Source organism: Streptomyces sp. MZ04 (assembly GCF_004684775.1).
Taxonomy (GTDB): domain Bacteria; phylum Actinomycetota; class Actinomycetes; order Streptomycetales; family Streptomycetaceae; genus Streptomyces.
In genome coordinates this window covers 15,105-28,130 of sequence record NZ_SRIC01000021.1, presented here as the reverse complement: position 1 = coordinate 28,130, position 13,026 = coordinate 15,105, and the positions used below count along the sequence as shown (strand labels likewise).

13 protein-coding genes and 1 pseudogene are annotated in these 13,026 nt (G+C 68.7%); 8 read left to right on the top strand and 6 right to left on the bottom strand.

The features are described from left to right. Positions 1 to 2: 2 nt before the first annotated feature. On the bottom strand, positions 3 to 1,808 hold the full coding sequence (locus E2651_RS07530; RefSeq protein ID WP_135330239.1) for a cellulose synthase catalytic subunit: 1,806 nt from the start codon (positions 1,806 to 1,808) through the stop codon (positions 3 to 5). A 383-nt stretch (positions 1,809 to 2,191) separates the two neighbouring features. Continuing rightward, entirely contained in the window at positions 2,192 to 3,436 is a 1,245-nt protein-coding gene (locus E2651_RS07525) for a cytochrome P450 (protein ID WP_135330238.1), read from the bottom strand. Positions 3,437 to 3,651: 215 nt separating this feature from the next. On the opposite strand from E2651_RS07525, the gene E2651_RS07520 reads away from it, so the two are divergent. The 4 genes from E2651_RS07520 to E2651_RS07505 are packed head-to-tail and all read left to right on the top strand — an operon-like array spanning position 3,652 to position 7,366. Further along, on the top strand, positions 3,652 to 4,713 hold the full coding sequence (locus E2651_RS07520; protein ID WP_135330237.1) for a type III polyketide synthase: 1,062 nt from the start codon (positions 3,652 to 3,654) through the stop codon (positions 4,711 to 4,713). A 46-nt stretch (positions 4,714 to 4,759) separates the two neighbouring features. After that, on the top strand, positions 4,760 to 5,977 hold the full coding sequence (locus E2651_RS07515; protein WP_135330236.1) for a cytochrome P450: 1,218 nt from the start codon (positions 4,760 to 4,762) through the stop codon (positions 5,975 to 5,977). Further along, the gene (locus E2651_RS07510) at positions 5,974 to 6,510 is read left to right on the top strand and encodes a cupin domain-containing protein (protein WP_135330235.1); all 537 of its coding nucleotides are present in this window, start codon (positions 5,974 to 5,976) and stop codon (positions 6,508 to 6,510) included. The genes E2651_RS07515 and E2651_RS07510 overlap by 4 nt, the downstream gene beginning before the upstream one ends. 58 nt (positions 6,511 to 6,568) lie before the next feature. After that, positions 6,569 to 7,366, top strand: a complete 798-nt coding sequence (locus tag E2651_RS07505; RefSeq protein WP_135330234.1) for a hypothetical protein — start codon at positions 6,569 to 6,571, stop codon at positions 7,364 to 7,366. On the opposite strand, the gene E2651_RS07500 is transcribed toward E2651_RS07505, so the two are convergent. The 4 genes and pseudogenes from E2651_RS07500 to E2651_RS07485 all read right to left on the bottom strand — a co-directional run bounded on the left by E2651_RS07500 (position 7,346) and on the right by E2651_RS07485 (position 10,176). Next, positions 7,346 to 8,866: an MFS transporter gene (locus E2651_RS07500; protein ID WP_135330233.1), complete on the bottom strand. Its 1,521-nt coding sequence runs from the start codon at positions 8,864 to 8,866 to the stop codon at positions 7,346 to 7,348. The genes E2651_RS07505 and E2651_RS07500 overlap by 21 nt on opposite strands. A gap of 134 nt (positions 8,867 to 9,000) precedes the next feature. Then, a pseudogene (locus tag E2651_RS07495) lies at positions 9,001 to 9,384 on the bottom strand (TetR/AcrR family transcriptional regulator); the annotation flags it as partial. A gap of 157 nt (positions 9,385 to 9,541) precedes the next feature. Further along, the gene (locus E2651_RS07490; RefSeq protein WP_135330232.1) at positions 9,542 to 9,835 is read right to left on the bottom strand and encodes an MTH1187 family thiamine-binding protein; all 294 of its coding nucleotides are present in this window, start codon (positions 9,833 to 9,835) and stop codon (positions 9,542 to 9,544) included. Then, positions 9,832 to 10,176 carry a DUF3817 domain-containing protein gene (locus E2651_RS07485; RefSeq protein WP_135330231.1) on the bottom strand — a complete coding sequence of 115 codons (345 nt, stop codon included), beginning with the start codon at positions 10,174 to 10,176 and terminating at the stop codon, positions 9,832 to 9,834. Before E2651_RS07485 ends, E2651_RS07490 begins: the two co-directional genes overlap by 4 nt. A 165-nt stretch (positions 10,177 to 10,341) precedes the next feature. Between E2651_RS07485 and E2651_RS07480 the strand changes: the two genes are divergently transcribed. From E2651_RS07480 to E2651_RS07465, 4 genes are all read left to right on the top strand, one after another. Beyond that, the gene (locus tag E2651_RS07480; protein ID WP_135330230.1) at positions 10,342 to 10,980 is read left to right on the top strand and encodes an AIM24 family protein; all 639 of its coding nucleotides are present in this window, start codon (positions 10,342 to 10,344) and stop codon (positions 10,978 to 10,980) included. A gap of 1 nt (position 10,981) precedes the next feature. Beyond that, on the top strand, positions 10,982 to 11,632 hold the full coding sequence (locus E2651_RS07475; RefSeq protein ID WP_135330229.1) for an AIM24 family protein: 651 nt from the start codon (positions 10,982 to 10,984) through the stop codon (positions 11,630 to 11,632). A gap of 8 nt (positions 11,633 to 11,640) precedes the next feature. Next, positions 11,641 to 12,429 carry an AIM24 family protein gene (locus E2651_RS07470; protein WP_135330261.1) on the top strand — a complete coding sequence of 263 codons (789 nt, stop codon included), beginning with the start codon at positions 11,641 to 11,643 and terminating at the stop codon, positions 12,427 to 12,429. 120 nt (positions 12,430 to 12,549) lie between these two features. After that, positions 12,550 to 13,026, top strand: coding sequence for a MarR family transcriptional regulator (locus tag E2651_RS07465; protein WP_135330228.1), 477 nt, complete (start codon positions 12,550 to 12,552; stop codon positions 13,024 to 13,026).

Genomic DNA, 13,026 nt, shown 5'->3' with positions numbered 1-13,026 from the left:
GGTCAGTTCCCTCCTGTCGTCGTACCGGTGGCGAACGCCGGCTCCGGCTCGCCGTCCGCGCCCGTGGCGATCAGACCTTCCGCGTCCTTGGCTCCGAGGCGGCGCGCCTGCTGCCGGGCCTCGGCGCGCGTCTTGCGTTCCTTGATCAGCGTGAAGCCCCAAATACTGATCGGCGCGAGCGAGATGGCCATGGCGAGTACGGCCCAGGTGCGCATCGCCACGTGGGTGTGGCCGAGCACGAACGAGGCGACCAGTGAACTGACGAGGACCGCCGCCCAGAGGAGATGGATGCGGAAGGTGAGCACCCGGTCCGGGCTCGTGTCGCCGCCCTTGGGGGTGACCACGAAGCGGCTCGGGCGGCGCAGGAGGGCGGCGCCGAGCGACTTGGCGTAGATCGGCGCGGAGAGCGCGGACATCGCCATGCCGGCCAGACCCCCGGAGCCCTCGGGTTCGTGCGGTGAGACGTTGTGCCGACGGTTCCAGAGATACAGACCGATCTGGAGCGCGGCCGCGTCGCTGTAGAGCATCAGCCACACGGACGCGGCAACCTGGGTCCCACTGGCCCCGAACCACAGGAACAGCACACAACTCAGCACACCCAGCAGCCAGTTGACGGCCGTCATCGGGTAGTAGACGAGCATCATCGTGTACGAGAAGAGCCGGCCGGGCGGCATCGTGAACGGCGCCTTCCAGTACTGCTTGAACAGCGTCTCGTACGTCCCGCGCGACCAGCGCATCTGCTGGGTGAAGAAGTCCGTCCAGGAGGCGGGCCCCTCGCCGACGGCGAGCACGTCCGGGGTGTAGACGGACCGCCAGTGCCGCCGGGTGACGGGGTTCTTGTGCCGGTGCAGCTCGAAGCCGGTGGCCATGTCCTCGGTGATCGAGTCGTACAGACCACCGATCTGGCGGAGGGCCGAGATCCGTACGACGTTGTTGGTGCCGACGAACATGGGGGCGCGGTAGCGGTTGCCGGCGCGCTGGATCAGTGCGTGGAAGAGGAACTGCTGGGATTCGGCGGCTTTGGTGACGGGGGTGTCGTAATTCCCGTAGACCTGGGGCCCGACGACGAACGCGACGTCTTGATCCCGGAAGTAACCCATCATCCGCTCAAGGAAGTTGGGGAGCGGGACGTGGTCGGTGTCCACGGAGGCGAAGAAGTCGTAGCCGCCGCCGTGCATCGCGATCCAGGCGTTGTAGTTGCCGTGCTTGGTGCGGGCCTTGTGGACGCCCTTCTCGCGGTTCCACTCGGGCACGCCGTTGCGGGTGAAGTGCCGGACGCCGAGTTCGGAGCAGAGAGCCTTGGCCTCGTCGTTGTCGCCCTCGTCCAGGAGCCATATGTCGAGCGGTCCTGTGTGGCGTATCCGGGTCGCGCCCTCGAGGGTGGCGCGGACCATGGCCAGGGGTTCCTTGCCGGGGACGTACGTGGTGAGGAAGGCGACCCGCGTGCCCGGTTCGGGGACGACGGGTATCGGGTCCCTCGCCACCATCGTCGCGTGGGCGATGGAGATGACGTTGACGAGCATGAAGAGCTCGATGAGGCTGATCGCCACGAGCATCGTGATGTCGAGGCCGATGAGCCAGCTGTCGGCGCCCTCACGTTCCGTCCAGTGGGTCGGCCAGACGAGATAGACGAGGAGGAGGCCGGTGAGGACGGGGGCGAGCGTCATGAGCAGGACGGCTCGTATTCGGTGCGGCTCGCTGGAGAGGAGCTTGGTGTACTGCACCCGATAGCAGTCGTCGCCGTCCGGCTCGGTGAGTGGGCCGGCGAGTGTGCTGTGGGTGTCGTAGTTGTAGCCCTCCGGCCGCACAGCGCCTCCAGGTCTTCGGTGATCTTGCTATGGCAGGTTCTGGTGCGAACAAGCCAATACCCATACAAAAAAGGAGATTCCTCAGGGTGTCGAACCGGGCGCGTCCGTGTGAGCGGTTTTGGGGCGAGCGGTTTCGCCGGGGTTGCGGAGCGGGGCCGCTCCTGCGTGGGGGCGTCAGTGGGGAGGGCGCGCCTGCCGGGAGCGCCAGGAGTGCGCCGGGACATGCGGCGGTTTGTGGTCCCACCCGGCGCGACGGGAACCAGTGGTGTGCGGGTTGCGGAGGATGCAGGCACCGCGCATCAGCGCCATGAAGACCGCCGTGAGAGCAGCCAGTTCCAAGTGGTTCGGGCTGCCTCCGACGACCTTGATCGGATGGCGGTGTATCACCAGGACACCGGCAGGGACTTGGGCCCGCGGATCAGGCCACCCGTCTGCCACTCGATCCGCTCGGGCGGCACCGCAAGGGCGAGTGCGGGGTAGCGGTCGAGCAGAGTGGCGATGATGATCTCGGATTCCATCCGGGCCAGCATCGAGCCCACGCAGTGGTGAGGGCCGTTCCCGAACGCCACATGGGCGATGGGCCCCCGGTCGAAGTCAAGCGTGTCGGGGTTCGGGAAGGCCTCGGGGTCCCGATTGGCCGCCAGGTACGAGGAGTAGACCGCCTCGCCGGCTCGGACCACGACACCGGCGATCTCGACGTCCTGCGAGGCGATCCGCGGGAGGCCCACCCCGCTGCGGTGCGGGATGTAGCGCAGCAGCTCGTCGACGGCCTGCGGAATCATGTCCGGTTCGGCGCGCAGCCGTTCCAGCTGCTGCGGATGGGTGAGCAGGGCGTAGACCATGTTGGCGCTGTTGTTGCGTACGGCGTGTGCGCCGCTCACCAGGATGGCGGTGGCCAGGGAGATGGCCTCCGGCTCCGTGATCTCACCGGCGTCGGAGGCTGCGGCGAGGACCCCGGCCAGGTCGTCGCCCGGCTCTTCGCGACGCCGGGCGAGCAGACTGACGACGCACTCACGGACGGTCTTTCTGGCGTCGCTGCTCCGCTCGGGGGCCGGGCCGGGAGTCATGATCAGGTTCGCCCAGGACGTCATGTCCCCCCGCATGTCCTGATCCATTCCCAGCAGGTCGGCGACGGCCGCGAGCGGGAAGGGGCCGTGCAGGTGCTCCACGAGGTCCGCCGGTGAGCCGTGCCGCTCCATCGCGTCAAGCAGGCTGTCGGCGGTGCGCTGCGCGGACGGCCTGAGCTTCTGCATGCTCTTGCCGGTGAACGCTCGCGCCACCACGCGGCGCATGTCGTTCAGGCGTGGCGGGTCGGCGTAGTTGAGGGACGCCTGCTGGGAGGCGATCGCGTGCGGGGAGGAGCTGGTGACCGTACGCCCGACCAGCTCCTCCCTGCTGAAGCGCGGGTCGGTCGTCGCCGCCTTGACATGGGAGTAGCGCGCCATCAGCCAGGCGCTGCCCTCGCCGAACGGCAACTGGATCCGAGTGGCCTGCTCGTCCCGCAGCCGGTCGCTGAGGAAGGGGTCGAACTCGAGGCCCTCCAGGTCGTCAAGGCCCCAGCAGTGCACCGTCTCGTCCGAAGCCGGTTCCGTCTGCGGCCCGAGGGCCGTGCGCGGGTCTGACGTCATGCTTCATCTCCCTGCTTCGCTGTCAGCTTTCCTGTCGTCCCCAGCGGTCGATTCCATGGGATATCGACTGCGGCATGCCTTCCCTCCCGTCGCTCGATCCGCCGCCCGCGGCGCCCAGCTTCACCGGAATGGCCCCCGTCACCGGCGGAACAGTCCCGCGCGCGCATCGCGCACGGGTCCGTGAGGCTTTGTCGGAACAGGAAAGGAGAGCCACCGTGGCGACTCTGTGCAGACCAACGGTGTCCGTGCCCGAACACGTGATCACCATGGAGCAGACCCTCGACCTGGCCCGGTACGTCCATCCGGACCATCCGCAGCTCGAACTGGCTCTGCGGCTGATCGAGAACACCGGCGTCGCGAAGCGGCACTTGGTGCGCCCCATCGAGGAGACGCTCGCACACCCTGGCTTCGAACAGCGCAACGCCGTGTACGAAGCCGAAGCCAAGGCACGGGTACCGGCGGTAGTGCGTCAGGCGCTGGCCGACGCGGAAATGCGGCCGGTGGACATCGACCTGATCGTGTACGTGTCGTGCACCGGCTTCATGATGCCGTCCCTGACCGCGTGGATGATCAACACGCTGGGGTTCCGCACCGACACACGGCAGTTGCCCATCGCCCAGCTGGGGTGCGCGGCGGGCGGGGCGGCGGTCAACCGCGCGCATGACTTCTGCACCGCCTACCCCGAGGCGAACGCCCTGATCGTCGCCTGTGAGTTCTGCTCCCTGTGCTATCAGCCGAGCGACTTGGAGGTGGGAAATCTCCTCTCGAACGGCCTTTTCGGTGACGGTGTGGCTGCCGCCGTCGTCCGGGGCCGCGGCGGCACCGGCATGGAACTGCGGCGCAACGGCTCGTACATCATTCCCCGGACGGAGGATTGGATCGCGTACGAAGTCAAGGCCACCGGGTTCCACTTCAGGCTCGACCGACGCGTTCCCGGCACCATGGAGCCGCTCGCCCCGGTGCTGAAGGAGCTGGCCAAGGCGCATGGATGGGACGCCGCCGCCTTGGATTTCTACATCATCCATGCCGGTGGCCCACGCATCCTCGACGACCTCAGCAAGTACCTCGGTGTGGCATCCAATGCATTCCGCTTCAGCCGGGCCACACTGACCGAGTACGGCAACATCGCGAGCGCCGTCGTCCTGGACGCGTTGCGCCGGCTCTTCGACGAGGACGGCACCCCCGACACCGCGCGAGGCCTCCTGGCGGGGTTCGGCCCTGGCATCACCGCCGAGGTCTCACTGGGCAACTGGACCACGGGGCGAGAAACCACATAGGCGAGACCACTCAGGCGAGAGACCGCGTCACGGAGGAATCGGAACGATGCTGAGGGACGGCCCCGACACCTCACAGCCACCCATCACGCACTGGCCAGCCCTGAGCCTGGACGGGGTCGACTTCGACCCCGTCCTCGCCGAGCTGATGCGGGCAGGGCCGGTGACACGCATCAAGCTTCCCAACGGAAGCGGGTGGGCCTGGCTCGTCTGCCGGTACGACGACGTACGGATGGTGACCAACGACCCCCGGTTCAGCCGCAAGCTGGTCGTCGAGCACGATGTCACCCGTCTGGCCCCCCACTTCATCCCCGCCCCCGGCGCGGTCGGCTTCGAGGACCCGCCCGACCACACACGACTGCGTCGCGCCGTCGCCGGGGCCTTCACCGCCGGCGGTGTGGAGCGCCTTCGTACGCGGGCGCGGGCGATTCTCGGCGAAATCGTCGACGGGATGCTGCTCGACGGACCGCCCGCGGACCTGACCGAGCGCCTGCTCGCGCCCTTCCCTCTCGCCGTCGTATGCGAGCTGATGGGCATTCCGGAGGCCGACCGTCCCACGGTGCACTCATGGACCGCCCTGATCCTGTCATCGGCCCAAGGGGCGCAGCGCAGCGAGCAGGCCAAGACGGACATGCTGGCCTACCTCGGCGAACGCCTGCGCGAGGGGCGCGGAACGGGCGGTGACACCGTCATCGGGCTCCTCGTCAAGGCCGTCGAAAGCGGAGAGGTCACCGAGGAGGAAGCCACCGGCCTGGCCCTGCTCATCCAGATCGGTGGCGAGGCCGTCACCAACAACGTGGGCAACATGGTCTACATCCTGCTCACCCGGCCGGACCTGCTCGAGCGGCTGCGGAACACACCCGCGCTGCGGCCCTCGGCGCTCAACGAACTCCTGCGCTACATCCCGCACCGCAACGCCGTCGGGCTCTCGCGGGTCGCCCTCGAAGACGTCACGATCGCCGGCCACCGCATCCGCGCGGGTGACGCGGTATACGTCTCCTACCTCGCCGCCAACCGCGACGCGGAGGTATTCCCGGACCCCGACGAGCTGCGGCTCGACCGCAGCCCCAACCCGCATGTCTCCTTCGGTTACGGACCGCACTACTGCCCCGGCGCCGTGCTGGCCCGACTGGAGTCCGAACTGCTCATGGACGCGGTGCTCGACCGGTTCGCGGAGCTGCGGTTCACCGTCCCCCCGGACGAACTGCGCTGGCGCCCCGGAGCACTCATCCGAGGGCCCGAGGGACTCCCTGTGACCTGGTCATGACCGCGCACCTCGCCCGTCCGGGACTGCTCGTCCCCCCTGGCCACGGCCGGACCCTGACCACCGCCGCCCAGCAGGTCACCTTCAAGGTCACCGGGGAGCACTCCCGGGTGAGCTCCAGCTTCGAGGTCGTCGTACCGCCCGGCTTCGATGTCGGGGCGCACCTGCACACGCGCAGCGAGGAGCTGTTCTACGTCCTCGAAGGCGAACTCGACGTGATGGCGTTCGAGCCGCGCGTCCGCACCGGGGACGACTGGCGGCACTGGCGGGCACTCGACGGCCGCCAGGTCGTCCGTGCGACTCCCGGAACCGTCATCGTGGTTCCGCCCGGCTGCCCGCACGCCTTCGCGAACCCCACGGGCGAACCGGCCCGCATGTTCTTCCAGGCCTCACCACCACCGGATCACGAACGGTACTTCGAGGAACTCCTCACCCTTCTCGACACCGGCGACCCACCGGACCCCGCCGCGATCCAGGAACTGCGGGCCCGCTACGACATCGAGCAGCTCACTCCGCTGCGCCACGACCTGTCCTGACCACCGGGACACCCTCACCCCACCACATCCCACCCCATTCTCATGCTCGGGAGATTCCATGCTGTGCACTCGCCACACACTTCGCACCGCCCTGTGTGTCCTGCCCACCGCGGTACTCGTCACGGCCTCTTTGGCCATGGCGCCGGCCCGCGCCGCCGCCTCCCTGCCGGCCCACTGGTGCGCCGTCAACGGTGAGGAGGCCCCGCCCGGCGCGAAGGTGACCGGAACGCCGGGCCCCGACACGATCCTGTGCGAGGGGGACGTCGAGAACGTCATCGTCTGGGGCGGCGGCGGCGACGACAACATCCGGGTCAAGGGCCTTGTCGTCGACGCGTCGGTCCTCGGTGGCGAGGGCGCCGACACGATCCAGGTCAACAACCTCTACCCCCGCAACGGCGACTCGATGGTCCGGGGCGGCGGCGGCAACGACACCATCATCACCGCGCTGGTCGCGGGGACGGCCGAGCACGGCGCCACCGTCCACGGCGACCACGGGGACGACAAGATCACCACGGGCGCCGTGCAGGGCCAGCCCGGCACGTACCAGCGCGGCGGAGGCCAGGTGTTCGGCAACGACGGCAACGACGTCATCCACACCAGTGCGGTCGACCTCGGCGGCCGGGTCGTCGGCGGCAGCGAGAACGACATCATCGAGCCCAAGGCGGTGGGCGCCGAGTCCTCCGGGACCATCCAGGGCGGACCGGGCGAGGACACGGTCCAGGGACAGCAGGGCAAGGTCCTGACCATCGGACCGGGTTGGGCTCTGGTCGACGGAGGTCCGGGCACCGACAAGTGCAAGGTGAAGCACGCGTCGACCGGCGACCGGATCCGCAGCTCAATCGCGAGCTGCACCTGAGGGACGGCGGGCCGGGTGTGCGCCATGGGCGCGCTCCACGGACAGGCCGCCGGGAAGCAGGAAGAACGTGAGCACGGCTCCGGCGACGAAGATGCCCGCCGATGCCGTGAAGACGGTGTGATAGCTCGCCAGGGCGGCCCGCGCCTCGACGTCGGGCGTGGGCCGCCTGCCCGCCAGGTAGGCGGCTGCGGAGCCGGCTGCGAGGGTGCTCATGAGCGCGGTGCCGACCGAGCCGCCGATCTGCCGCATGGCGTTGACCGTGGCGGAGCCGACACCGGCGTCCTGGGGGTTGATGCCCGCGGTGCCGAGGTTCATGGCGGTCGCCGTGATCAGGCCCATGCCGAGGCCGGTGGCGACCTGAGCCGGCACGATGTCGACGACGTACGCGCTGTCCGGCGAGAGGTCGGTCATCCATGCCATGCCGGCCGCCGCGAGCAGCATGCCGCCGGTGATGCGTGGACGGGCGTCGAGTCTGCGGAACAGGCCCGTGCCGCTGCCGATCGCGCTGAGCACAATGGATCCGGACATGGGCATGAAGGCCAGACCTGTCTTGCCGGGGCTGTATCCGCGGGTGTGCTGCAGGTAGTACGTGAGGAACAAGAAGACGCCGAACATTCCCGTTCCGGTGATGAACACGGCCACCAGAGCCGCACCACGGACGCGGTCGAGCACGATACGCAGGGGCAGCAGCGGATGCGGGGCCCTGCCCTGCCACCACACGAACGTGGCGATCAGCACGGCAGCGGCCGTGAGGAAGCCCCAGCTGTCCGGGGACGTCCAGCCGTGGGCGCCGGCTTCCGCGAGGCCGTACACCATGCAGAAGACCCCGGACGAGGCCAGTGCGGTGCCGGGCAGATCGAGCCTGGGAGGAGCGGTGGGCCGCTGCCTCCTGAGCAGCAGTGCGCCGCCGGTGACGGCGACGGCGGCGAAGAGGACATTGACGTACAGCGTCGAACGCCAGCTCAGGTGCTCGGTGAGCAGGCCGCCCAGGAGCAGCCCCACCGCGCCCCCCGAGGCGGCGAGGGCCCCGAACACGCCGAACGCCCTGCCGCGTTCGGGGCCGACGAATGTCGTGGTGAGCAGGGCGAGGGCAGCGGGGGCAAGGAGGGCCGCGAACAGCCCTTGCAGGGCGCGGGCCGTCACCAGGACCTCGAAGGTGGCCGCGGCGCCGCCCAGTGCGGAGGCGGCGGCGAACCCGGTCTGACCGATGAGGAAGGCTCGCCGGCGCCCGCACAGGTCGGCCACCCGTCCGCCGAGCAGCAGGAGGGTGCCGAAGACCATGGCGTACGAGGTCACCACCCACTGGCGCCGGCTGTCGGAGAACCCGAGGTCCGCCTGCGCGGAGGGCAGGGCGATGTTCACGATGGTGGCGTCGAGGACGACCATGAGCTGGGTGAGGCCGATGACCGCGAGGATCTTCCAGCGGCGCGGATCGGGCGGCGGTGCGGCCGCCGGGCGCCCGCGGCCGGTGCTGGTTCCGCCTGTGGGTTCCGTTGTCATGGTGGTACTCCGTGACGTGCGCGGTTCTGCCTGCCTGAGACCCATCTGACCTGCTGCGGCCGCGCACCGCATCTGGGAGGGAGGGCTTGTTCGCCCCCGCCCGACGGGGCGAGGCCCCGCGGGTGCGAGTCCGGTCAGGCGTCCCGGGGCGAGGTTCTGCGGAGGCGGTGGCGGACGGCGCGCTGTGTCAGCGGGCCGAGGTCTTCAACTGCCGTCAGCAGGAGGGACAGTTGCTCCAGGGCGTCCAGCGCCCTGTTCGCCCCGGCGGCGTCCACACCCTCGTACAACTCGATGCCTACGAAGGACGCCGCCAACGCCCTGGCAAGACCGGACGGATCGGCGAACTCCCCCAGGGGAGTTGTCGAGAGGACCCTTGTCAGGACCTGCTCAATCTCCTCGATCCAGAGCGCCAGGCCCGCCGCCGTCGCGGGGGCGAGACGGGGCTGCGTCTGGGCCCCGGCAAGCAGCTGGCCGAGGACGGCCACATGACCACCCGCCCGCTCCTCCTCGTGCATCTCCGCGTATCCCCCTGGTCAGTGCTTGTTTGAGCGACTGCTTAAACAGACCGCACTGTGATTTGAGCAGTCGCTCAAGCCCGCTGCCCGTGGGGTGCGCGAACACGAAAGAGCCCCCGCCGGCAACGGCAGGGGCTCTCAGGAGTGGTGCGTGCGGGGCTTACTGCGAAAGGTGGCGCTCCACCGTCTCGACCTTCGACGTCATGCCGTCCGTCACCCCGGGGCGGATGTCCGCCTTCATGACGACGGAGACGCGCGGCGCACGCGCCTCGACCGCCGCGACGGCGCGCTTGACGACGTCCATCACCTCGTCCCACTCGCCCTCTACGGAGGTGAACATCGCGTCCGTCCGGTTGGGCAGTCCCGATTCGCGGACGACGCGGACCGCGTCGGCGACGTACTCGCCCACGTCCTCGCCGACGCCGAGCGGTGTCACGGAGAAGGCGACGATCATGCGCTGACGACTCCCTCGCGGCGGGCGCGCGACGCGATCACGGCGGCCTCGGCCTCACGCTTCAGCTTGCGCTCGGCGAAGAAACCGCCGGTCGGCAGGACGGAGAGGACGAAGTAGAGGGCGGCCGTCTTCGCGTTCCACTTCGTGCGGTTCCAGGCGTCGAGCCAGAAGAGCACGTAGAGGACGAAGAGCACGCCGTGGATCATGCCCATGGCCGGCACGGCGTTGAAGTCCGTGGTCCGCTTGAGCACCGAGCAGACGAGCAGCAGCAGGAAGGAGACGGCCTCGGGGGCCGAGACCAGGCGGAGGCGGCGGAGTGCGGATGCGGTCTTGATGTCCACGGATCACCTTCGGGGGAAGACGGAGGGGGCGAGGGGCGGGCCGCTCGCCGCGATCTTGTGAATGCGCGCACAAGCGACCCCCATTGTGACATCGGGGTGTTTTCGGGGTTCGGTCAGGGGCCGTTGCCCTGTTCCGACCGTATATCCGACGGCTACCGTCGATACGTGGCAACGTTCCGACTGCAAGGCAGCAGGGTGCTCGCCGTGGACATGTCCGGCGACGCCGTCAAGGCGAAGAACGGCTCGATGGTCGCGTACGACGGCCAGATGGCCTTCAAAAAGATGTCCGGCGGCGGCGAGGGCATACGGGGCATGGTGACCCGCCGCCTCACCGGCGAACAGATGACGGTGATGGAGGTGAAGGGGCACGGCACCTGCTGGTTCGCCGACCGTGCCACGGAGATCAACTTGGTCGCGCTGCGCGGCGAGAAGCTCTTCGTGGAGTCGAGCAATCTGCTCTGCACGGACGCGGGCCTGCACACGGGCACCACGTTCACGGGGCTGCGCGGCGCCTCACAGGGCAACGGTCTGTTCACGACGACGGTCGAGGGCTCGGGCCAGGCGGCGATCATGTCCGACGGGCCCGCGGTGGTCCTGCGGGTCAGTCAGCAGTACCCCCTGACCGTGGACCCGGGGGCGTACATCGCCCATCAGGGAAACCTCCGCCAGAACCTCCAGTCGGGCGTCACGTTCCGTACGTTCATGGGAGAGGGCGGCGGCGAGGCCTTCCAGATCCGCTTCGAGGGCGACGGCCTGGTCTATGTGCAACCCAGTGAGCGAACCACGATCGCGGGGGACGTCTGACATGCCCTTCCGAGAGATCAACTCGAAGGTCGTCGAGGCCACGGTCCTGCCGGGCCAGAAGCTGTTCAGTCAGCGCGGCGCCATGCTCGCCTACAAGGGGGACGTCTCCTTCACGCCCAACATCCAGGGCGGGCAGGGCGGCCTCGCGTCCATGATCGGGCGGCGGGTCGCGAATGAGGCGACGCCCCTGATGACCGTCGAGGGCAGCGGCACGGTCCTCTTCGGGCACGGCGGGCATCACATCCAGGTGATCGGCCTCTCCGGAGACACCCTGTACGTGGAGGCGGACCGGCTGCTCGCCTTCGACGGGACGCTCCAGCAGGGCACGATGTTCATGGGCTCGCAGGGCGGCGTCATGGGCATGGTGCGCGGCCAGGTCACCGGGCAGGGACTGTTCACGACCACCCTCAAGGGACAGGGCGCGGTCGCCGTCATGGCGCACGGCGGGGTCGTCGAGGTGCCCATCACCCCGCAGCGCCCGGTGCATGTGGACCCGCAGGCGTATGTCGCGCACCACGGCGACGTGCGCAACAAACTCTCCACGGCGCTCGGTTGGCGCGACATGGTGGGGCGGGGCTCGGGCGAGGCGTTCCAGCTGGAGCTGTCAGGGAGCGGTGCGGTGTTCGTCCAGGCGTCGGAGGACAAGTTGTGACCCCCTCAATGCCCGCGGGCGGACCCGCGATCTTCGACCCGATGACGCTGCCGAGCGACGACAGCGTGAACGCGTACACGTTCTGCGTGGAGCTCAAGGGAAGCCAGTGGTTCCTGCAGAAGGGGAAGATGATCGCCTACTACGGGTCGATCGACTTCAACGGCATCGGGCACGGCCGCCTGGACCGCCTGGTGCGCACGAGTTTCCATTCGCCACTGCACGCGAGCGACTGGGTCGTGGCGGAGGGCCAGGGCAAGATGCTCCTCGCCGACCGGGCCTTCGACGTGAATTCGTACGACCTCGAGGACGGCAATCTGACCATTCGCTCAGGCAACCTCCTCGCTTTTCAGCCAACTCTCGCCCTGAAGCAATCAATTGTTCCGGGCTTCCTGACCCTGATCGGAACCGGAAAGTTCGTGGCCGCGTCGAACGGTCCGGTGGTGTTCATGGAGCCGCCGATCCGCGTCGATCCGCAGGCCCTCGTGGGCTGGGCGGACTGCCCGTCACCCTGCCATCACTACGACCACGGATACATGACGGGCGTCATGGGGGGCATGCGGGCACTGACCGGGATCGGCGGGACCTCGGGCGAGGAGCACCAATTCGAGTTCGTGGGGGCGGGGACGGTGCTGCTGCAGTCCTCGGAGATGCTCATGCCCGACCAGGCGACGGGCGCGGTGCCGCACCAGGCGGGAGTGCCGGGTGCCGGGGGCGCACCCGGTCAACACGGACAGCAGCCGGGGCAACCACGCCTTCCCGGACAACTGGGGGACCTCCAGCGTCGCTTCGGCCTGTGAGCGGTAGTCTGCGGAGTGTGACGACGAACGCCTGTACCCCTCCGTCACCTGGAGGGTGAGAGGCGCGTGTCACACGCCCACATTCGTTCACCTTTCAACTTCTTAGGTAGAATCGATTTCATGGAGACCGATACGGCCCCGCAGTGGCTGACCAACGAGGAACAGTGCGCCTGGCGCACCCACGTAGAGGTCAACAGGATGCTGACATACCAGCTCGAGAAAGACCTCCAGCCGTTCAACCTGACCATGAACGACTACGACATTCTCGTGCATCTCTCCGAATCGGACGAGAAGCGGATGCGTATGAGCGATCTCGCGGCCGCCACGCTGCAGTCCAAGAGCCGCCTGTCCCATCAGATCACCCGCATGGAGAACGCGGGCCTGGTCCGCCGGGAGAACTGTGAGTCCGACCGGCGCGGCCTCTACACCGTACTCACGGACGAGGGCATGGAGACCATGAAGAAGGTCGCCCCGCACCACGTGACCTCGGTCCGCCGGCACTTCGTCGATCTGATCTCGCCCGAGGCGCTCGGCGAGCTCCACAAGGCACTGACCCCGATCGCGGAACACCTGCGCGCGCAACGGGGCAAGCCCTGA

Coding starts and splice junctions, on each gene's coding strand:
- E2651_RS07525 (WP_135330238.1), bottom strand. CDS start 3,436: ATGACGTCAGACCCGCGCACGGCCCTCGGGCCGCAGACGGAACCGGCT.
- E2651_RS07515 (WP_135330236.1), top strand. CDS start 4,760: ATGCTGAGGGACGGCCCCGACACCTCACAGCCACCCATCACGCACTGG.
- E2651_RS07510 (WP_135330235.1), top strand. CDS start 5,974: ATGACCGCGCACCTCGCCCGTCCGGGACTGCTCGTCCCCCCTGGCCAC.
- E2651_RS07505 (WP_135330234.1), top strand. CDS start 6,569: ATGCTGTGCACTCGCCACACACTTCGCACCGCCCTGTGTGTCCTGCCC.
- E2651_RS07500 (WP_135330233.1), bottom strand. CDS start 8,866: ATGACAACGGAACCCACAGGCGGAACCAGCACCGGCCGCGGGCGCCCG.
- E2651_RS07490 (WP_135330232.1), bottom strand. CDS start 9,835: ATGATCGTCGCCTTCTCCGTGACACCGCTCGGCGTCGGCGAGGACGTG.
- E2651_RS07475 (WP_135330229.1), top strand. CDS start 10,982: ATGCCCTTCCGAGAGATCAACTCGAAGGTCGTCGAGGCCACGGTCCTG.
- E2651_RS07470 (WP_135330261.1), top strand. CDS start 11,641: ATGCCCGCGGGCGGACCCGCGATCTTCGACCCGATGACGCTGCCGAGC.
- E2651_RS07465 (WP_135330228.1), top strand. CDS start 12,550: ATGGAGACCGATACGGCCCCGCAGTGGCTGACCAACGAGGAACAGTGC.